Below are 20,426 nucleotides of genomic sequence, written 5' to 3'. Positions count from 1 at the left end.
TCTTCCTCCCTTGATATTATATTATAATACTTCATTTACTATGAGATTCCCCTTGTATAAGATACTCTGGATGTTAATAACGACAACCGCCCTACCCTCGTAAAGCGCGGTGAACTCAAAATAGTCCTCGCTGGTCTGCCCTAATGCCGCAGGCAGCTCTTTAAATCCAGAAAACGGCAGATACATAATATCGATAAGATTATCAATGCATATGCCTACGGTAAAACCATCTATCGACACAACGACAGCAGACTTGATATTCCCCCTGGTCAGTGACAACACACCGGTAATATCTATCAGCGTCAATATCTCGCCCCTGAGGTTGATATTCCCAACAATGTGGCTTGGGCAGCACGGCACCTGCCTGTAGTCGTTGATATTAATAAATTCACGTACCACTTCAAGTTCGATTCCAAACAACTCCCCGCCTGTCTCTATAACGGCAAGCGGCATTCTATCGTCCTCTTCGTCGTCCCTTGAGTCTGAACTTGCAAGGTCTAAGGCGCGTTTGTGAAAGACAGATTTATCTGTCTCATGGGTCAGCGTGTTAAAAGATGTGTGGCAGGAAAAATGCTCTGCATCAGAGGCGCTGTTTAAATCCTCTACTGCTGGTTTATAACTGGAGTCAAATAATCTCTTTTGATTTAGAATCATAATAATTGCTTCGTCTATCTTTGCCACTTGTTCGATAAATACGCTTGCAGATGCGCTGCTGCGGCCATATGCAGGGGTATCTACGATTGAATCGGGGGGAATTTCATATATGTCGATGACCTCATTTATGATAATCCCCGTCGGGGCGCCATCGCAATGGAATACGACCACCTTGTCCGTCGTCAGATATCGTGCAGATTGAGGCCGTCCAAAACGTACATCAATATCCACTAAAGGAACAACAGTACCGCGAATGCTGACAAGCCCCGCAATATGTGCAGGGGCCTCGTCCACTTGCCTGAACTCTGGCAAATGAATTATCTCCCGAACCTCAATCACCGGTACTGCATATACGAATCTACCAATGCGAAACACCAGATAGGATTCTAATAACTGATCTGCCAGTCGCTAGCCCTCCGTTTTAAGTATTTCTTTAAATGTGCCAGCAACTCCCCCGCCTTCATATCGTCGTAAAATTCAACAGAGCTGTCTGCGGGCAGCCCCTCAAGGATTTTAACGGCAGACTCCCTTAGTTTGAATCCTCTTTTGGTATCGCCCTCATGTTCATATATTGTACTCAGCTCAACGTAGGCTGGCACACAATCTGCATCGAGGTAAATAACCCGTTTAAACATCTCCATGGCCTGGTCTGTATTGCCTTGTTCTTCGGCTATATGTGCCAGCATGTAGTATGGCTCTTTTCTCAGCGAGTTAATCCCTATAGCGTTGGAGCAGTAGGCAGCGGCCCGCTTTAAATCGCCCGTGTTGGCATATGCCTGCGCTGCAAGGACATGGGCGCCGTAATGTCTGGGATTGTCCTTTAAGAACCTCTCAGCCTTGTCTATCACCAAGGGATATTTGCCCTCCTTGTACATAGCCTGAGCCTCTGCATATAAAGCCTCACCCTGTAATTCCTTTATATCATTTTTGACCTTATCGCTAGATGCTGCCGCCTTTTTGTACAAAGTAGTTTTTTGCGGCGCGCTTACTGGCACACTGATTTTAACATTTTTCTTAATATTTATGACTGATATTTGTTTAGCCGGTTTAAAAATCTCCTGCTGCCGTAACTCTTCCACTGGCCGGTCAACCAAGCGCCTGTATACGACACTCTGAGGGTAAGTAATTGGTATAAGCCCGGATGGTAATTTGACAGACTGCAGTTCGGCGTGCCCTGTAATCAGATACCCTGCCTTATTAAGCGTCTGGGAGAGTTTCCCCAGAGCCAGGGCGATGTTCTCCGGCTGAAAATAAATAAATACGTTTCTGCATATTATCATGTCTATGTCACAAATACCGGAGGCGGTGTCTGGAAAGTTGTCCCTGATAAGATTCAGCGGCTTAAAGACAACCATACGGCGGACTTGCTCGTCCAGTTCATACATGTCCTTGCGCCTCTTAAAATAGGTGGATATAATCGTGGGGTCAACCATCCTGAAAGACCAGTCGCTGTAGAGCCCCTTGCGTGCCTTTTCAATAGCGTCTTCGTTTATGTCAGAGCCAATGATGACGACATCCCAGTGGTTCAAATCAGGGAGCAGCTCTAAGACAGTTATAGCCAGAGAATATGGTTCCTCACCGGTTGAGCATCCAGCGCTCCAGATGCGAAGCGTCCGGCGGTCCTTGTTTGTGTTGAGAATATCCTTAATAACTGTGTTTCTTATAAGATAAAACTGTCCCTTGTCTCGAAAAAAAAAGCTCTCACCGGTTGTGATTATCTGGCAAAGCTGCTTCCACTCATCTTTGCTTTTGGGGGTGTCGGTCTCCAAAAATCTGCAATATTCGTCAACATATTCAAACCCAAGGTCCTTCATCCTCGACGTAACGGTTGTCTTTAGGTCCTTATCGCTGACGCTCAAACCAGTGCGCTCAGAGATAAACTCCTGAATGTATGCCATTGATGGAGTGTTCATATTATACCTGTTATACCTGGCAGCTAACCGTTATGAAGAACGCCGATTGAGTTGACAAACAATAACAGCCATTTTCTATCATCATAGCCAGAGTGGTTCTTTATAAATTGCAACAGTACTTTCATACTTATCTTTGATAAATCGGGGCGACCCGATTTGAACGGGCGACCACTCGCACCCCAAGCGAGTGCGCTATCCAGGCTGCGCTACGCCCCGGTATTTCCCTTTTATTTTCTTAGTATTAACTGGAGTTCTCTCAGGCGTGACTTTACATTTTCTATTCGCTGCTTTGCCGTCGTATGAGCGGCAGTCTCAGGCTCTTTTACCTCAACTACAACTGAGTCTATCTCTTCCTCAAACTTGCCCGATAGCTTCTTCCTCACCCCTTCTATCGTAAAGCGCTCATCGTACAACAGCCTCTTTATCTCCAACAGCATCTCTATGTCTTTTTTCTGATACATTCGCTGCTTGGATTTGCCCTTTCGAGGTTTTAGAAAACCAAACTCCGTCTCCCAATATCTCAACACATACGGCTCGAGACTGGTCAGGCGGCTGACCTCCCCTATTTTATAGAAGAGCTTATGCGGGGTATCTTCTGCTTTTTTACCTGAATTTGCTGCTTGAGGCTTTATCATCGAATCTTACTCCACATTTGCCTTTAAATGGTTACTAGGCTTGAAAGTCACGACTGTCCGCGGCGTAATCTCTATGTCTTCGCCCGTCTTGGGATTGCGGCCACGGCGCGAACGCTTCTTTCTTACATTAAAAGTCCCAAATCCTGAAATCTTTATAGATTCGCCCTCAGAAAATGTCTTCTTCATGGCATCAAGAATCGTCTCTATGATCTCCTCAGATTCCTTTTTCGGAAGGCCGACATTCTCAAACAACGAATTAATTATATCTGCCTTTGTCATTCTACTGTATCTGCCTTTGCTTTATCAGTCTTTATCATGTCGTTATCTCTGCTTTCATTATTTATACCGTCGTTACTGCTGCCTTACTCTTAGTTGCTTACTATAGCAAAACACCATATTTTTGTCAAGAATTATTTAAAGTATTTTATAGAATTATTTTAATAAAGCGCTTTTCTTTAAGGGATTTTATCCAATCCTTATAAACCTGCCTTGACTTCTCATTGAGTAACTCCGCCCTGACTTCTGTATTTAATTTCTCTTCTGTGTCCAGCGTCTTCTTCTCAATTAACTGGACTATGTTATACCCGGCTGGCGAGATAAATATTTTGCTTATACTACCTTCTTTCATCCCCTCAACTACTGCGAGCATCTCCTTAGCCATCTCGTCCTCACCCACAAAACCGATGTCCCCTCCAGTTGGCGCGCTTGGTGCGTCTGAATACTGGGAGGCTATCGTCTTGAAATCTGCCCCTTTTATCAACTTGTCATATATATCCTCAGCTTTTTTCTTTGTCAGTAAATTCTCTTCTTTATCAGCCTTTTTCGCAACTAATACCAACCTTAACTTATACTTCAGCGGGCCTTTTGACATCTTCGATGTCTTCTTGCGTTTTGATATTTCCTCATCGGTCACAATCAGCTTTTCAGCAACTATTACACTGCCAACCTTTTGCAGGAGTATCTGGTCGCCCAACCTTTTTCTATACTCATCAAACACAAAACCTTCTTTCTCTAGTGCATCTTTAAATTGTTCCTTTGTTAACGAGTACTTCTTCATTATATCTTCAATTGCCGCATCAATTTCCCTATCAGATACGCTTATATGGGCAGATTCTGCGTACATCAACTGCAGCTTCATCTCTATCAATCTTTCAAGGAATTCTTTCTCATAGTTTTTCAGAAAGGCAAGGCGTTCTTTACTTGACATATCCCTTACCTTATCTTTGAGGTCGAACTCCATTGCCTTATATAAGTCGCTCCAGGTTATGACCTCCTTATCGACAAGGGCAACGATTTGATCGAGCATTACGGCATGAGACACTCCAGGGTATATTAACAACACCCACAGTAATGGTAATACGAAAAGAAACTTATTCAACACCGCCGCCTTTTTCATCTCCACACCCCCACCACTGTTATATTGCCAGACTCCTCATATAAACACTAACGCCCACTAAAACAGCATTTTACACAACTCTAATCTGCCACTCAGACGTGCCGTAATAGCGCTGACCTACCTACGAAATGATGCCATAGTTAGCGCGATAAAATCAACACTTTCTATATTAATATTTTTTAAAGCGGCGCCGCTGGTAAACCCGTGCGCCGCTGTAATGGCTTACTATTCCACTTCTTCTGTCTTTCTTATTGGCTTTAACAGTACTGCACCAAGAGGCGGCAGCTGCAAAGACAACGAATACGGCCGACCTTGCCACCATATGTGGTCGGCATGAAATCCACCCCAGTTTCCAACATTGCTGCCCCAGTAGGTTTCGGCGTCGCTGTTTAACATCTCCTTATAAAATCCCTCTACCGGGACGCCTATCCGATAGTTCTGCCGTGGTACCGGCGTAAAGTTAAACACACAGACCATTATGTCATCAGGGTCTTTCCCTTTTCTTATAAACGATATGAGGCTGTTTTGGTAATCGGTGAAATCTACCCACTCAAATCCATGATGGTTGAAATCGATTTCATGCAGCGATTTTTCGTCCCTATAGAGCGCATTCAGGTCTTTTACATATCTCAGGAGTTTCTGATGCGGCTCGTAATCTAGCAGATGCCAATCAAGGCTCGCGTCGAAGTTCCACTCTCTCCACTGTCCAAATTCGCTTCCCATAAACATAAGTTTCTTACCGGGCTGCGCGTACATGTACGTAAAGAGCAGCCTCAGATTTGCAAATTTCTGCCACATATCCCCAGGCATCTTATCCAGCATCGAACGCTTTAAATACACCACCTCGTCATGTGAAAACACATTAACAAAATTCTCTGTAAAGGCATAGAGAAGGGCAAATGTCAGATTATTGTGATGGAATCTCCTGTGTACAGGGTCTTTTTGGAAATAGAGCAGTATGTCGTGCATCCAACCCATGTTCCACTTTAGACTGAAACCAAGCCCGCCAATATATGTAGGGCGTGAGACCATAGGCCATGCCGTCGATTCCTCGGCTATTGTCATCACGCCGGGGTGGTAGCCATGTACAACCTCGTTAAAACGCTTTAAGAACGCAACTGCCTCGAGGTTTTCATTGCCGCCGTACTGGTTTGGAATCCAGTCGCCAGGTTTTCTCGAATAATCCAGATAGAGCATCGAGGCAACCGCGTCAACCCTGAGTCCGTCAAGATGATACTTGTCAATCCAAAACAGCGCATTGGCCAGCAGGAAGTTTTGGACTTCGTTCCTGCCATAATTGAATATCAGTGTTCCCCAGTCCCTGTGTTCGCCCTTGCGCGGGTCTGCGTGTTCATACAGGGCAGTGCCGTCAAAATAGGAAAGGCCGTGCGAGTCCCTTGGGAAATGTGCCGGAACCCAGTCCATTATCACGCCAATCTCTTGTTCGTGGCACTTGTCTATAAAATACATGAAATCGTCCGGCGTTCCAAAGCGGCTCGTCGGTGCGAAATACCCTACCGGCTGATACCCCCATGATGCATCAAGCGGATGTTCTGTAATGGGGAGAAGCTGAATATGCGTGAAGTTATGTTCTTTCACATAAGGGATAAGTTTTTCTGACAATTCACGATATGTCAGCCACCGTCCTTCTTCCTCCGGCATTCTCATCCATGAGCTGAGATGCACTTCATACGTACTTATAGGCGATTCAAGCCAGTTTTTTTCACGCCTTTTTGCTATCCACTCGTCGTCGTTCCACGTGTATTTATTAATATTGTAAACGATAGAGGCACTTTTTGGCCTAACCTCGGCATAAAACCCATAGGGGTCAGACTTCGTACCAATATATCCCTGATACCTGCCCTTTACCTCGAACTTATAGACATCGCCCTCTTGCATCCCAGGGACAAATAATTCCCATATGCCGTGCATCCCTCGTATACGCATGGGATTTGCCCTTCCATCCCAGTTGTTGAAATCCCCTACTACGCTGACACGTATGGCATTGGGCGCCCATACCGCAAAAAATACACCATCGATACCGTTTATTGTCATCACATGTGCGCCGAGTTTCTCGTACTTCTTATAGTGCGTCCCCTCGTCCATTAAATGAAGGTCAAAATCTGTCAATACCGGTAGAAACGTATATGGGTCTATGAATTCACGCTCTCTGTCGTCTTCGTATGTGGCCTTTAAATTATATGGGAATATCTCAGTTGTCGCCTCCGCGATAGCCTCAAAGAAACCTTCCTGGCGTATTTTTGTAGCGGCATATACTTTTTTTTGTTCATCTGTCCTTACGACGAATAACTCCTTCACCCCTGGAAGAAACGCCCTTATCACTATGGCGTCTTTATTATTAAACTTAATGGGATGCGCCCCTAACACTGCAAATGGATCAGAGTGAACCGACTGTACTACCATGTCTATTTGCTCGTTAATGTTCATTCATTGCCTCCTCGTTGTCATTATGCCGGTTATCGTTTAACGGTTCAACACAAAACCATCTCATGCAGATAGTACCCTATAAAACAGTGTTTTGTCAACCAGCCATTCGCTCCAAACTCCGGGATGGGAATCAGCATCTTTCGATATATAGAACTCTCAAGAAGTTGCTATCATCCATATAGTGGTAATCCCAATATTAAATATTCTTCATCATTATTCGTAATCATTTCATCAATGGCTTCCAATATGGGACATATTTGTTCGAGATACCCTATCATGGTTGATGGTGCATCATAATTCTTGGGTATATTGCTGCCAAATGTATGAGCTGCTTTATTTCTCTGTTTTATCAACGTATTTAGTATACCACTAAGTGTACCCAACTGAACTGTTAAACTAATTTCTATTTTTTCCATATTGACAATACCCAATGCCTTTATTAGCATAGGTCTGAAATGTGTTATATATTGGAAACCATAAGTCTTACCTATAATGTCATCTGACAACATTTTTTTATATTTATCTGTTTGCAATTTACCATCTAAAGCGCTCTTGACGATACTGTCCATTGTATATTCAATCCAACCGCAAAACTCCAAGACCCCAAGTTTAGCAATAAAGACACTGTCAATATAATTTGGTGATAAAAGTGAGATTTTAAAGCTCTTATCTAATTCCTTCAGAATATCAGATATACTTTCCTTATCTACCATTAACTAAAAATCTCAACCGCCCGCTTGATTCTTTTGGTAACACTTTCTTTCTTGGAAAGTCCACTCTTTAAACTATCTGTTGAAAAATTATCATCATCTCTCAACGCAGTAAACCGATGGAGCAATGCCTTCTTATCTTCTTTTTCAAGCTTCTCAATATTTTTTCCTATACCTACAAAAAGCGCCTCGCTTAATGCCTTGCTTAATCTTGACTCTTGTTCATAGTTCTCAAATATTGAAACCATCAGATCGACTACTCGATAAAATAAACCCTTTTTTATATTTGAATCGTCTTCTTTGTGATCATACATATAATCATTAAGATATCTGGCAAGACTTCCATTATATGATTCATATGTTTCATATAAGGCAAAGAATCTCAAGATCAACTCCTCGTAAGCAAACCTATATGTCTTATCATCTTCTAACCTATATAATTTTCTAAATTTTGGATAAGTAACAAGAGACATTAGTAAATTATTAAATTTACCTTGATATATACAATTTCTTATTTCTTGATTAGTTAATTTATTCCCTCCAGTATTAAGCCTATGGAATATTTTGAACAGAAAATTCTTGTGATTCTTTTTTGAATAATCACATCGTATAACTGTAATAGGAATCATCAAATTCTGAAAGCGACTATAAATATCAGGATGTTCTTTCTTTATTTGTAAAGGTGTCTTTCCGGAAATACGCTCATCTACATCATCAAGCCTCGACAGTGCCACATTATCTTTCATTAGAAAGCTAATGATGGTATCAATTCGCTGAAGACCATCTATAACCAGACGCTCATCTGTTTTATAGTCCAAACTAATGCACATACTAGGAACCGGTAACTGTTTCACCAAAGAATCTACAAACCGTGTTTTAGACGGTTTTGACCATACAACATCCCGCTGAAACTCAGGCTTAATAACTATCTGATTAGTTTGATACATACGCACAAGTTCTGCACAAGATCGCAATTCATTGAATGATACTATATCAGAAGGAGGTATTTCGTTATAATCATCTTGTTGAGAAAGTTTATTTTCTTTATCTTCTAAGTTTTCTATTAGTTCCTCTTCTGTTATATCCTCTTCTGTGCGTGTATCCATGTTTCCTCCTCTATAATCTATGATTAATTTCACGAGGTGTTATTAAGTATCTCATAATAGAACCTACTTGAAGAATGAGGGCTCTGCCCTCAAACTCCCGGCAGGGAACTTGTCCCCTGCACCCCATCTACGGGGCTTCGCCCCTTTGAATCTATATTATTATGAGACCCTTAATCTCTATATAAGTTATTATAACATTTGTCTCAAAAATTTTTATACGGCAATGTCACTTGCTTATCAGTATCAGAACCGAACGCGGTGCAACATAGTAAAACCTCTGTTCGTTGAGTACTACCTCCTCACCTGTATCCTCTATATCATGCGGCGGCTCAAGATTAGTATCAACGACCCGGTACCACTTTTTGCTCTGAGGAAGAGGCGGCAGGTCAAACCGTAATTGCTCGTAGTAGGCGTTCATACTCAGGTACATATCACTTCCATCAGATGAGCTGGATTGCAGCATAGCCAGGGTTCTTGAGTGATAGTCAATGTCCGGTTTGTTGAGTTTTACGCCATGCCACGACACCGTACTTGTCCCGTTTTCCTGGAATGTCTCAGGTTTTAATAATGGCATCCTCTTCCTGAACTTTGTTAATAATCTGAAAAACCTGACGAGGCTGCCGTTTGTTTCTGTCAACTTCCAATCAACCCAGCTGATTTTGTTGTCATGACAGTAGGCGTTGTTGTTACCCTGCTGAGTACGCCCCAGCTCATCGCCGCCAAGTATCATCGGCACCCCGTGTGAGATAAGCAGAATCGCTGTAAAGTTCTTCATCTGCCTCATTCGCAAATTATTTATATCCCATGAATCAGTAGGCCCTTCCCAGCCGCAGTTCCAGCTCTGATTGTCGTCCGAACCATCTCGGTTGTCTTCACCGTTGCTCTCGTTATGTTTCCTGTCGTATGAGACAAGGTCTTTTAAGGTAAATCCATCATGGCTTGTTATGAAATTAATGCTGTGATAGGGTTCGCGCCCACCCTGTGCATACAGGTCTGGGGAGCCGGTGAGCCTTTTCATCATGACCGGTACGAGACCCTTTTCCCCTCTGATAAAGCGCCTGACATCGTCTCGAAATTTCCCATTCCACTCTGCCCATCTGCCCCAGTTGGGAAATGTGCCCACCTGATAAAGACCTGCGGCGTCCCATGCCTCTGCTATCAGCTTCGTATTGGCAAGCACAGGGTCTGCGGCTATCCTCTCCAGTAGTGGGGGATTTTTAAGAACCGAACCGTCACGCCCCCTGCCCAGTATAGAGGCAAGGTCGAATCTGAAACCATCTATATGCATCTCCATCACCCAGTATCTCAGGCAATTCACTATCATATCACGCACCACCGGGTGGTTGCAATTCAGCGTATTACCACAGCCAGAGTAATTATGGTAATCACCGGTTCCCGGTTCAATTATATAATATATCGAATTGTCGATTCCTTTAAACGAAAACGTCGGGCCTTTTTCATTCCCCTCTGCCGTGTGATTGAACACAACATCGAGGATGACCTCTATGCCGTCCTCGTGGAATTTCTTAACCATCGACTTAAATTCACTGACCTGACCGCCGTTGACGCTGTCATGGGCGTATGATGCCTTAGGGGCAAAGAACGATATGGGCTGATAACCCCAGAAATTAAGTAGTCGCTCCCCGGTTACAGGATTCAGTCTGTCAGAGTCCATCTCCTCAAACTCAAAAATAGGGAGAAGCTCTACAGCCGTTATGCCTAATTCTTTCAGATATGGGATCTTTTCAACAATACCGGCATATGTGCCTGGTTTATCCACAGCGGAGGTGGGATGCTGCGTAAAGCCGCGCACGTGCATCTCGTAGATTATTGAATCCTTTAAGGGAATATTTAGCGGCTGGTCGTAACCCCAATCAAAATCGTCGTCTATAATTATTGAACGGCGTTCATTTACGTTGGCATTTTCAGCCTCGCCGCCGCGTCGGTGATAAACTTTCCCCCATTTTGCAGCACCAACAATGGCCTTTGCGTATGGGTCTAACAGCAGCTTCTTGTCGTTAAACCTGTGGAGATTCGCATCCTTTTTCGACGTGCGGCCCATGCGGTAGCCATAGCGCGCCGTGGTGTCGATGCCACGCAAAAACACGTGCCAGATGTCGCCTGTTTTATTGTAAGAGGGGTTAAGTATTATCTCTGCTGTCGGTTTACGTACCCCTGCCTGAAAAATCACAAGGGTTACGTGTTCAGCGTGTTTGGAAAACACTGCTAAATTCACACCATCACGCATTAGGGTCGCGCCAAGATAGGCTGGAGTGCCTCTGTAGATTTCTATATTGCCTGATTTCGACAGTAAGTTGTCATGTTTTAGCTCTTTCATTTACAGTATATCCATCCTCAGTTTAGTTCGACGGCTGAGTCATTGTTCAAAAAGAGCGCCTACGGCGTTCTTCAATCAGCCTGCTCAGATAGCTGTTATACTCGTCGTAATTTATCATCTTGTCCATATTGTCTTTCATCCTGTATGCCCAGTTTTTTGGCGTTACAGTGCCGGGGACGTTTACTCTCTCCTGCTCATGGTCCTTTGTACGCAGATTATAGTAGAGTGACAGCAGGTCCTGGAAAAGTAGAATCGTTAGGGTTGAGCCGGCATTTAAGCTGCGCCATATTATCTTTTCCGCCAGTTCAGTTGTCAGGTATTTGGGACACTCACCGTGCATCCCAATGGTGTAGTAATACTGGTTTCTGTCCCAGTTGGCCTCTTCCCACCAGCCGCGCAGCGTCGATGTGTCATGTACCGACGGTGAACATACAGAAAGGCGTGGATAGTGATACGTGTCTATATATGGGGAGTTGTGCTTGTCATAGTCTCTTGCCCAGCGCTCTACTTTGAGGCCAAGAATCTTCAGTTCTTCCAAAACGCCAGGGACACACTTTGGTATCGCACCGAGGTCTTCGGCACAGACCAGCATGTCCGTAGTCTCACACATCATGGACAGGAGCTTTTTACCGTTTATTCGCCATAAATCCTCTTGTGCGGTATTGCTTGCCTCGACTAATTCCCTTATCCGCCTGCGCTCGTCATCATTCATATTGTTAAACGTCATCGTCCTGTAGTAATACCATGTCGGCAGATAGCCACTGCCTGCATCAAGCAGGATTCTATTGTGATAGAGCCCGGTAAGTTTATCCCTGACTGAATGGTCTTCCGGCAGTGCGGCTATTGCCCTTTCACCTTCAATTGCGCTTATAAAGGCCAGATGACCGGTGGCTGTAGTCTCGAAATATTTATTTATCACACCCTCTGAGGCATTTCCAAAGAGGCTCGTCACATATGACCGCGTAAATACCGGATGTACAAAGGTCTTTATCCTCTCCTCATCAAATCCATACTTTATTAAATCGGCCTTCTTGATCTGAACTGCCGGGGCAAAATACCCAAGTATGCCGGTTTTCTCTTTCTCAGGAATTCCCCAGATGCGGAAAAACCCCAGCACATGGTCTATACGGTAGGCGTGGTAGAATTTTGACGCCTGCTTAAGCCTTTGGCGCCACCACTGATAGTCTTCTTTTTCCAGCACTTCCCAGTTATAGCAGGGAAAACCCCAGTTCTGGCCGCTTTCTGAAAACATATCGGGCGGTGCCCCTGCCCTCATACTGAGATCGAAGTATTTCCTTTGCGCCCATACATCGGCACTGTCTTCGTTTATCATTATCGGGATATCACCTTTTAATCGAAGCCCCTTGAACTCAAGCGCCTGAGCAGCCTTCTTCAGTTGCTTTTCAAGCTCGAACTGCACCCATGCGTAAAACATGACATCATCTTGCTGGTCATCCCAGTAGGCGTCGATCTCCCCAGCCTTTGGGTCTTTCAGCGTACTCCAGGCCTTCCACCAGTTTTGATTATTAATGTCCTTTAAGCAGCGATATACAGCGTAGTGCTTTACCCACTGGTTGGAATCTAGCCATGTCTTAATGGTCTTATCTTTCTTTATGGAATCGATGTTGTCTTCATATATCTTTTTGAGCATCTGCTCTTTAAATTGCCGAACGGCTTGATAATCGACAAGCTCAAGGGCATTAAAACGCAAGGTGGCTGCGTTGATTTCCTCTTTATATTCCTCTTTAAAAACCTTAACAGAAGCAGTCAGCTCCATTAGCCGTACATAAATCGGATGGAGCGCGAAGGCGCTTATTGCATTATATGGAGACGAATCCGCCCCGGTGTCGTTAACCGGTAAAATCTGAATGACATCCACACCTGACTTCTGACACCACGAGCCCATCTTTATCAAATCAAGGAATTCACCTACCCCGCAGCCTTCCTCCGTCCTTATCGAAAACACCGGGATTGCCACTCCCGTGAGAAAACGCGTTATACCGCCAAACTTCATAGCTCTACCCCCTTTAAAATATTGGATTACGGCCCTGCCCAACGAGATACATATTTAACTCGTAAAGTATAGTATAAATCCCGTTATATAATAAAGGGGGAAGACCCAAGTTTTTTATCTAACCCTCTTAAAGCGGCAAAAAATAAACCTCTGCACCACCTTTGCTGGTGTTATGTGTTCAACATGGGAAGACTCTATCAACTGAAAATCATCCCCAAACTCACTACTCAACGTCTGAGGGCTATACCTTACCACGTCTAAACCGCTGCATTTCATTGGGCCGTCTACAGAAAACGTTGAAATGATGAGATGACCGCCTATCTTCAGTGACTGCCTGACAGCGCTGACATATCTCTTTCTGTCATCTGCATTAGTAAGAAAGTGAAAAACCGCCCTGTCGTGCCAAACGTCATAATCTTCAGTGAGTTTGACCTCTGTAATATCGGCCTCCAGCCATTTAACACTACCGGCCTTACCCTTAAGCCTCTCCTTTGCCTTGTCTATTGACAAGGGAGCGACATCCAGGACAGTTATCCTTCTATATCCATTGGATAGGAGATTATCTACGAGGTTTGACGCACCTCCCCCAACGTCAATAATATTGGCGTCAGGCCCGACTCCTGAAGCTTCAATCATATCAAATGATACCACAGGAAACTCTTCATACCAGCTCACCTGATTCGGCAGTTTGTTTTTATAAACATCGTCCCAGTAGTCTTTACGCTCAAGTTTGTTATTCATAATATCCATCCTTTGAATTTAATAAGCACCAGTGATCAGGACATAGTCTGAAGCTGGTGTTAGTTTGATTTTGGAATTACTCTTTGAACAGTTGAAGTTAATGTCTAATGACCACAAGTGCTTTGGGGCACTGCTTAGGAAGTGTATTATTGCATCACTGGACTTTAGCCCTGTCTCCGGCAGAGCGCCAGCAACTCAGCTTGCCCTTAATACATGAGGTACGACCCACTTGATATCTATTTGCGGCATCTCGACGGTCCTCCTTAACAATGGGTTCAGCGCTGCTTTATTATTATACAATATCGTGTGTAGATTCATGCAATGATTTTGTTTCGGAACACTGTAGGACAACATGGTGTTACATATGTGAAAAGGCCTGCCCCGCCGTAAAAGACAGGCCCATTAATAGAATTATTATGGCGAATTACTACGGCCCGAATGATGGAAGCACTACTGTACTATTCACCGCTGTGCCGTTCATCAGCCAGATTGCATTTGCCCCGATATTTTGATTTCTCCACAGGATATCTGGATAACCATCAGCGTTAAAATCCCCTATGGCTACAATTGTCCAGTTCATATCGGCCACTGTCGGCAGCAACTGCGCGCTGGCTATCGATGTCCAATTGAGAAGCCATACAGCATTATTACCGTACATCTTATGTCTCCATACTACATCGGTTAAACCATCGCGATTAAAATCGCCAGTGCCAGCCACTACCCACATATCATCAGTTAAATCAGGCAGTACACCAATGTTGTTTACAGTGGTGCCGCTTAAGTACCATACAGCATTGTAACCATTAGCCAAATCCCTCCAAAGGATGTCAAGGCTAACCGTGTCGTTATCAAAATGCCCCAGCCCGGTCACCGCCCAGTTCCTGCCGCTTAGGGCAGGAAGGACTACTGTACTTGTTACGTTATCACTCTTTAACTTCCATATCGCGTTTTCTCCGGTTGAAGGATTTCTCCATAAAATGTCCGCGTAACCGTCTGGGTGCTTTGCATGGCCATGTATGCTGAAATCTCCTACTCCTGCAACATACCATGCCTTGTTTGCAAATGTCGGCAGAAAATATCCACTGCTTACAGTGGTTCCATCCATTAGCCATACATAGTTATAGCCGTTTAATGTGTCCCTCCATAATATGTCTGTTTTTCCATCGCTGTTGAAATCGCCCACTGCGGCGGCTATCCAGTTTGAAGTCATACCTGTACTGTTTATGTAATCGGCAATAGACTGAACCTGCGTTGAGGTCAGGGTTTGAATAGAACTGGTGCTTTTCATGGCACTGATATTTGTTATAGCACTTTTTATGGTTGAAGTGGCTGCGTTATAAAAACGTGGGTCAGTTGCCGGGATTGCGTTGTGGCAGTGGATACAATTTGACTCATAGAGCGATACCCCATCACTGGCTGCATAGACATGTGTTTGGCAGATTGCCGTCACTGCGGCATAAAACATTACTAACAACAGTTTACTCTTTCTCATCAATCAGTCTCCTTTATTAATGGGGGGCTGGCATTATGACCAGCCCCCCCTGGATATCACGCTACAGAGTGCATTGGCTTTAAATTACTGCTTGCGGCCTTTTATACTCACAAATTTCGAGAATTTTCCTAGCTCATATACGGCTTCCTTCACGCCAGGCTCTATGACTAATGTCAGAGTTGCCTCAACTGTAGCATCTTCTACATCCTTTGGCAGCTTCACCTCAAATGTCTCTTCGTTAGCCTTGAAAGGCTGCAGCGTTGTATCCCTCAGAAGAGTCAGCTTTCTTAATGAAGCAAATATTACCTTGTTCTCCGCGTCAGCGCGCTTTTTCTGCGGGAAATAGTACTTTGTTTCATTGAAAAGCTCTTTGCCGTCCTTTCCCTTCACTGTCACCTTTAACAAAAAGTGCGACGGTGACGGACATCCGTCTGTAAACCTGTGTCCGATCTCCTCAGTCCATGTCTTGGTCTTTATAACGACCATTGGGATGGATATTAGCTCAGGCACTTTTATTTGCTGAGTATAGGCCATAGCCGTTGCATCAAATTTTATGTGCTTTTTAAGCCTTTCCATCTCATACTTATAGTCCTGATAGTTTGGCGGGAAACGATGACCGGTGTTTGGCGCCCTCATGTGGCAGTCCTGGCAGTTTTTATCCCCTCCGTTTGGTATGTAGTTCTGAAGCCAGCTATCATAATTTGATACACACCACATAGGTTCAGACGAGGGCAGGACAAGGGAGGTTACAACATTCGGCCCCTGGTGGCACTGCCCGCAAAACGAGGAGTCTTCTATCATCTCATGGCGCTTCGATTTTGTAAATACCTTATCTGGATGTGCACCGCCGAGGTCTTTATTGCCATATACCGTATCAGGCTCTGGATTACCATCTCTGAATTTCCTTAGTATGGGGATTTGATTGTGGCATACGATACAGTTGATCTGGAGTTTCTCCAACACGTCATAGTTTTCTTTTAACACCGCATCGGCAAGTTCATGAGCTGCTTTTTCAGACATTTCTCTAAGTTGAGGCACATGGCAGACAAAGCACGGCATCATGTACTCTTTCATGCTCTTCGTAACTTCGTTTGATTTTTTGAACTCGCCCTTTTCGGGATTGCGCTGTTTCAGATAATCCTGAAGAGTACCAAGTGTCTTATTAAACGGTCCCATAATTGGCATCGAATGGGCTGCTTTCTCCCAGTCCTTGTAGATTTGTTCGTGGCACTGCTTACACCTTGACGAGTCATACGCATCGATTACCTCTTTCAACGTCCCATACTCTTTCGCCATTGCTGACACAGGAATCATAAGCGCGCATAGAATGGCAGATACTACCAATACTTTAATCACTCTCATTGATTAGTTCCTCCTTATAATTTTTTACTTACGCGTCTTTCTTTACACATGTTTCAGCGTCATGTTCATACCTTTTTTGTCAATCACCTCCCAGCAATAAGTATTACGCGCGGCACATTAAGTGCCGCGCGGTGCATATGTTATCAGAAGTTTAAACAAATACCATTTCTTATGGCATATGCGTTATCTCTTGAGTATGTATAGGTGTTGTACGTAGGTGTTGGGGCTGAAGCATTTACATATGTCGTTTGGCTGGTTCTATAGTCATACGCTGTGCCCGTCCAGAAGTAGCCGCCCTCTACCCAGTATTTCAGGTTCTTTGCGAATGAATAGGTGACCTTCGCATCGAGTTCCCAGCCAAGGTCTCTTGACATGTTAGGGTTGTATGGGATACCGGCTATAAATCCGCCTGCATCATTAAGCGCTACTGCTTTAGCTGCGTACAACCAGTACAAATATGCCTCGGCACTCAGCTGCTTTGTTATGTCTACTTTTGCACCACCCTTTACATATATTGTGTTAGAAAGACCTGTGCTGATTCCACCAGCTGCCGACTTAACGCGATACTCATATACATAGGTGTAGTGCTGGGTATTTCCTAATGAGGTGACAAACTGGTTGATGTCACTGCCAGTGTCATCGCCTGCCTTACCGCTGCCATATGCAAACTCACCAGTAAGTTTAACTGGTCCAACCTTATAATCAAGGCCTGCCAGTGCTGCCCAACCTCTGAAACGTCCATTGTTCTGACCAGGTGAATTGTGAATCCACGTACCGGTCTGGAATTCGAGGTCGCCCCTTAATGTAGCTGCGCTGAGTTGAGCATCGCCGCGAAGACCGAGGTTCCAAAGATGCGCGTTGTCGTTAAACGTAGGGCCTCCGGCAACCGGTGTACTTGCTGATATGGACTGGTCATTAACCATCGTTACATCGGCGCTTACGTTGTAGTTGGTGCCTTTGTATGTAGCTAATAATACATATGCGTCTGAATCGTTAGCCAGACCGGTGCCACCCGGGGTTGCTGCTGCAGTCTGGGCTACATATGCGCTGGTTGCGCCCGTGCCTTCTCTGAACTTCGCCGTTAACGCTCCGATGTGGAAGTTTTTTATAGGATTTACCCATATTACGATTGCATCGTCTCCGAACTTTGTATGGTCAAAAAACAGTCCATTGCCGAGCATCAGCAGTTGGTGTCCAACCTTAATACCGTACATTGGCTGTTCATACTTAATCCATGCCTGACGGATGAACATACTGCCTACTTTCGAGTTGCCGCTTTGGTATACGCCTGTTGCGCCTGTGCCGGTTGCCATCGTACCGCCGTATGTGGAATCACCCATGTTGCCCCACATCCACATGTCGGTGTTGTTTGCAGTACCCGATTGCAGTTCAACATAACCCTCAACGCTGTCCGATACTTTTACGTCTATATTAAGATTTAACATACCGTCATAATATGCCTGATGGTCATTGTTTGGGGTTATTGGACCGCTGTTTTTTGAGAGAGTTACCCCAAAAGGGGATACAATTCTTGAGCTATAATACTGATTGCCATCGTTTAACTGGTTAGATCTGTTGTGAGTATACTCACCCCTAAACATAATCATTCCACCAATTGTTATCTTGGTGTTTCCTTTTGCTGTTACGGCTGTATCCGACTGCGCGTCTGCGGCGCGTGCCGTCAGTGCAAAACTGAGTACTAACAGCATTGTCATCACAGCTGCTGCAAACTTCCTCATCTTCAGTTCCTCCTTGTATCTCCTAAAACACAGAGTAATTATTCCGCCAAAGGCGGTATTGGTAAATATTGTTAATAATCAAGCTTTAAGACCAGCTGTACACCATGATGTAATTCTGTTCAAGTGAGATTTTTTGAACGAGTTTCTCAAGGAAAACACAACGGGAGCAGGAAGGGGGCTGAACAATTCCCGTCCCGCTATGCCGACAATCAGGCTGTCTAAATTGGAAAGGCGCTGTATATTAAGATTGTAATTATTATCAAAAAAAAGAGAACATAACGGGATAAAGAGTGTCGAGGAGATCGAAACAACTCCCAGTCCCGTTATGACGGCTAAAGAGCCGTTTGAGTCGAAATGGCGGTGTATTGTGAGGAGGAGGACATTACTGCCAACTGCATATAAATTTAATGATATTAAGCCAATAACTAATAGAACTTTCTCCATTGTAAACCTTTCTCCGTGTAATTTAGTAACAACATTTTAAAAAGCCGGTATTCAAATCACTGGCCACTATTACTTGAAAATACGGCGCAGCCACTATATAGCTGTTCACACAGCTAAGTTAAGAAGCTGTACAGATGTGTTACACGGATTTTGGAGGCTGGTCTTTTGTGAAGGAAAACGGCGTTGCGGCTATACGTTCAGAATATGGCACAAAACTATCAGCAGACACAACAGCAGTGTAGTCATATGCCATAGGATATACTAAAGGGAGTTCAGCGGCTGAGAGAAACGTCTTCGATGCATTACATACGTCTAGTGCAGCAATAGCAGTCTTTCCACCGTTGCTCACCATATTAAGCGTCACTGGCGGCGCTACAAGCGATAAACACATCACGAGCGCCAATATCAGTGCCACCTTGAATCTTAATGTCCTTCGCATATCTATTATTAAACTAAGAAGAATACGCTAATGTCAAGTCTTATTAATAAAAAATATTTGGTCAACGCACAGGCCACGCCTTAACGGGGATGTTAGTTGTTCTTAATACCAAAATAAGACTTAAGGAGGCCTTTTACGGTATCGTTATTTGTGCCTTTGACCTTTCTGAAGACCAACGGATTGCCATCAAACAGGTGATCGTGCTTTTTTATGAACTGCTGTAATTGCTTTGTACCAGAGGTAATCAGGAAGTCTTCGGAGTCTGCGGCCCCTTTTGAATTTGCAAATGTTATCTCATCAGAGTGTCTCTGGAGATAGTCTTTATCAAGATTAAAGAGATACACATATAGAGTGTTTGGGTCAATAAACTCTATTTTTAAGATGTTGTGTGTTTTCTTGCCTTTGTATTCAGTTAACTGCATATCTACATACAGGGAACCGGCGATTTTAACCAGATTAAACTCCACAATATCACTTTTGGCCGCGAGTCCAATCTTTTCATCAGCCTCAACAACCCAATAATAGGAGGTTTTAGTATTAGGATTATAAAAAATATTATACAGATTAGTTTCATTTGTCCACTGACCGTACAAATTTTTATTATATGAGAGATTAGACCTGTCATCGGAGACAATCCCATATTGTGATTGAACGAGGCACCCGCCCATAGACATAACTAACATCAACGCGGATACAATTACTACGAATTGAGAAACTATACGCCTGGGATATTTGATTTCACAATTCATTATAAATTAAAGAATAACTTTAATATTGCTGCCATAGTCACGGTTCTTAGTTTGTCAAAATCCTCAGTTATATTCACGTTTACCTGCTAAATCCTAAAGTGACACATTCATCAATGTATTTCATTCATCTATATTATACTGCTTCCGTACAGCAACTGCCGTAGCCATTATAATACACCCATCGAATGGTTATTGCAATATCTCTGCCGACCATTTCCTGTTATGCTGTGACAAATTCCTGCTATA

Annotated in this window: 16 protein-coding genes and 1 tRNA gene; all 17 read right to left on the bottom strand. The window is 43.9% G+C overall.

The window, feature by feature from the left end:
* Window positions 1-21: 21 nt before the first annotated feature.
* The 17 genes from ASN18_RS05870 to ASN18_RS05790 all read right to left on the bottom strand — a co-directional run bounded on the left by ASN18_RS05870 (window position 22) and on the right by ASN18_RS05790 (window position 20,105).
* Entirely contained in the window at window positions 22-1,029 is a 1,008-nt protein-coding gene (locus ASN18_RS05870; RefSeq protein ID WP_085051817.1) for a chemotaxis protein CheW, read from the bottom strand.
* Between the two features lie 11 nt (window positions 1,030-1,040).
* Window positions 1,041-2,567, bottom strand: a complete 1,527-nt coding sequence (locus tag ASN18_RS05865) for a CheR family methyltransferase (protein WP_085051816.1) — start codon at window positions 2,565-2,567, stop codon at window positions 1,041-1,043.
* A 141-nt stretch (window positions 2,568-2,708) separates the two neighbouring features.
* A tRNA-Pro gene (locus ASN18_RS05860) sits at window positions 2,709-2,783 on the bottom strand.
* Window positions 2,784-2,794: 11 nt separating this feature from the next.
* Window positions 2,795-3,202 carry a MerR family transcriptional regulator gene (locus ASN18_RS05855; protein ID WP_085051815.1) on the bottom strand — a complete coding sequence of 136 codons (408 nt, stop codon included), beginning with the start codon at window positions 3,200-3,202 and terminating at the stop codon, window positions 2,795-2,797.
* Between the two features lie 6 nt (window positions 3,203-3,208).
* Window positions 3,209-3,481, bottom strand: coding sequence for an integration host factor subunit alpha (locus ASN18_RS05850; protein ID WP_085051814.1), 273 nt, complete (start codon window positions 3,479-3,481; stop codon window positions 3,209-3,211).
* A 145-nt stretch (window positions 3,482-3,626) separates the two neighbouring features.
* Window positions 3,627-4,598 (bottom strand): peptidylprolyl isomerase, encoded by a 972-nt coding sequence (locus ASN18_RS05845; protein ID WP_085051813.1) that lies wholly within the window; start codon window positions 4,596-4,598, stop codon window positions 3,627-3,629.
* Between the two features lie 225 nt (window positions 4,599-4,823).
* Complete coding sequence (glgB, locus tag ASN18_RS05840; RefSeq protein ID WP_085051812.1) at window positions 4,824-7,046, bottom strand: 1,4-alpha-glucan branching protein GlgB; 2,223 nt, start codon at window positions 7,044-7,046, stop codon at window positions 4,824-4,826.
* A gap of 170 nt (window positions 7,047-7,216) precedes the next feature.
* Entirely contained in the window at window positions 7,217-7,759 is a 543-nt protein-coding gene (locus ASN18_RS05835; protein ID WP_085051811.1) for a HEPN domain-containing protein, read from the bottom strand.
* Window positions 7,759-8,862, bottom strand: a complete 1,104-nt coding sequence (locus ASN18_RS05830) for a DUF262 domain-containing protein (protein WP_085051810.1) — start codon at window positions 8,860-8,862, stop codon at window positions 7,759-7,761. Before ASN18_RS05830 ends, ASN18_RS05835 begins: the two co-directional genes overlap by 1 nt.
* A 226-nt stretch (window positions 8,863-9,088) precedes the next feature.
* The gene (gene glgX / locus ASN18_RS05825; protein ID WP_085051809.1) at window positions 9,089-11,200 is read right to left on the bottom strand and encodes a glycogen debranching protein GlgX; all 2,112 of its coding nucleotides are present in this window, start codon (window positions 11,198-11,200) and stop codon (window positions 9,089-9,091) included.
* Window positions 11,201-11,246: 46 nt separating this feature from the next.
* Window positions 11,247-13,214, bottom strand: a complete 1,968-nt coding sequence (locus ASN18_RS05820; protein WP_085051808.1) for a 4-alpha-glucanotransferase — start codon at window positions 13,212-13,214, stop codon at window positions 11,247-11,249.
* 114 nt (window positions 13,215-13,328) lie between these two features.
* Window positions 13,329-13,955, bottom strand: a complete 627-nt coding sequence (locus tag ASN18_RS05815) for a class I SAM-dependent methyltransferase (protein ID WP_085051807.1) — start codon at window positions 13,953-13,955, stop codon at window positions 13,329-13,331.
* Window positions 13,956-14,382: 427 nt separating this feature from the next.
* Window positions 14,383-15,447, bottom strand: a complete 1,065-nt coding sequence (locus ASN18_RS05810; RefSeq protein ID WP_085051806.1) for an FG-GAP-like repeat-containing protein — start codon at window positions 15,445-15,447, stop codon at window positions 14,383-14,385.
* An 84-nt stretch (window positions 15,448-15,531) separates the two neighbouring features.
* A complete protein-coding gene (gene extKL, locus ASN18_RS05805; RefSeq protein WP_085051805.1) occupies window positions 15,532-16,809 on the bottom strand; it encodes a multiheme c-type cytochrome (seleno)protein ExtKL in 1,278 nt (425 codons plus the stop codon).
* 143 nt (window positions 16,810-16,952) lie between these two features.
* Window positions 16,953-18,548: an alginate export family protein gene (locus ASN18_RS05800; protein ID WP_085051804.1), complete on the bottom strand. Its 1,596-nt coding sequence runs from the start codon at window positions 18,546-18,548 to the stop codon at window positions 16,953-16,955.
* Between the two features lie 583 nt (window positions 18,549-19,131).
* Complete coding sequence (locus ASN18_RS05795) at window positions 19,132-19,407, bottom strand: hypothetical protein (protein ID WP_157072853.1); 276 nt, start codon at window positions 19,405-19,407, stop codon at window positions 19,132-19,134.
* 116 nt (window positions 19,408-19,523) lie between these two features.
* Window positions 19,524-20,105 (bottom strand): hypothetical protein, encoded by a 582-nt coding sequence (locus tag ASN18_RS05790; RefSeq protein ID WP_085051802.1) that lies wholly within the window; start codon window positions 20,103-20,105, stop codon window positions 19,524-19,526.
* Window positions 20,106-20,426 lie beyond the last annotated feature (321 nt).

It is taken from the genome of Candidatus Magnetominusculus xianensis (assembly GCA_001541255.1).
GTDB classification, from domain to species: domain Bacteria; phylum Nitrospirota; class Thermodesulfovibrionia; order Thermodesulfovibrionales; family Magnetobacteriaceae; genus Magnetominusculus; species Magnetominusculus xianensis.
This window is presented reverse-complemented; position numbering and strand designations above follow the sequence as displayed.

Excerpts from the sequence above, each read along its gene's own strand:
- ASN18_RS05865 (WP_085051816.1), bottom strand. The coding sequence starts at position 2,567 with ATGAACACTCCATCAATGGCATACATTCAGGAGTTTATCTCTGAGCGC.
- ASN18_RS05855 (WP_085051815.1), bottom strand. The coding sequence starts at position 3,202 with ATGATAAAGCCTCAAGCAGCAAATTCAGGTAAAAAAGCAGAAGATACC.
- ASN18_RS05850 (WP_085051814.1), bottom strand. The coding sequence starts at position 3,481 with ATGACAAAGGCAGATATAATTAATTCGTTGTTTGAGAATGTCGGCCTT.
- ASN18_RS05845 (WP_085051813.1), bottom strand. The coding sequence starts at position 4,598 with ATGAAAAAGGCGGCGGTGTTGAATAAGTTTCTTTTCGTATTACCATTA.
- glgB (WP_085051812.1), bottom strand. The coding sequence starts at position 7,046 with ATGAACATTAACGAGCAAATAGACATGGTAGTACAGTCGGTTCACTCT.
- ASN18_RS05835 (WP_085051811.1), bottom strand. The coding sequence starts at position 7,759 with ATGGTAGATAAGGAAAGTATATCTGATATTCTGAAGGAATTAGATAAG.
- ASN18_RS05830 (WP_085051810.1), bottom strand. The coding sequence starts at position 8,862 with ATGGATACACGCACAGAAGAGGATATAACAGAAGAGGAACTAATAGAA.
- glgX (WP_085051809.1), bottom strand. The coding sequence starts at position 11,200 with ATGAAAGAGCTAAAACATGACAACTTACTGTCGAAATCAGGCAATATA.
- ASN18_RS05820 (WP_085051808.1), bottom strand. The coding sequence starts at position 13,214 with ATGAAGTTTGGCGGTATAACGCGTTTTCTCACGGGAGTGGCAATCCCG.
- ASN18_RS05815 (WP_085051807.1), bottom strand. The coding sequence starts at position 13,955 with ATGAATAACAAACTTGAGCGTAAAGACTACTGGGACGATGTTTATAAA.
- ASN18_RS05810 (WP_085051806.1), bottom strand. The coding sequence starts at position 15,447 with ATGAGAAAGAGTAAACTGTTGTTAGTAATGTTTTATGCCGCAGTGACG.
- extKL (WP_085051805.1), bottom strand. The coding sequence starts at position 16,809 with ATGAGAGTGATTAAAGTATTGGTAGTATCTGCCATTCTATGCGCGCTT.
- ASN18_RS05800 (WP_085051804.1), bottom strand. The coding sequence starts at position 18,548 with ATGAGGAAGTTTGCAGCAGCTGTGATGACAATGCTGTTAGTACTCAGT.
- ASN18_RS05790 (WP_085051802.1), bottom strand. The coding sequence starts at position 20,105 with ATGTCTATGGGCGGGTGCCTCGTTCAATCACAATATGGGATTGTCTCC.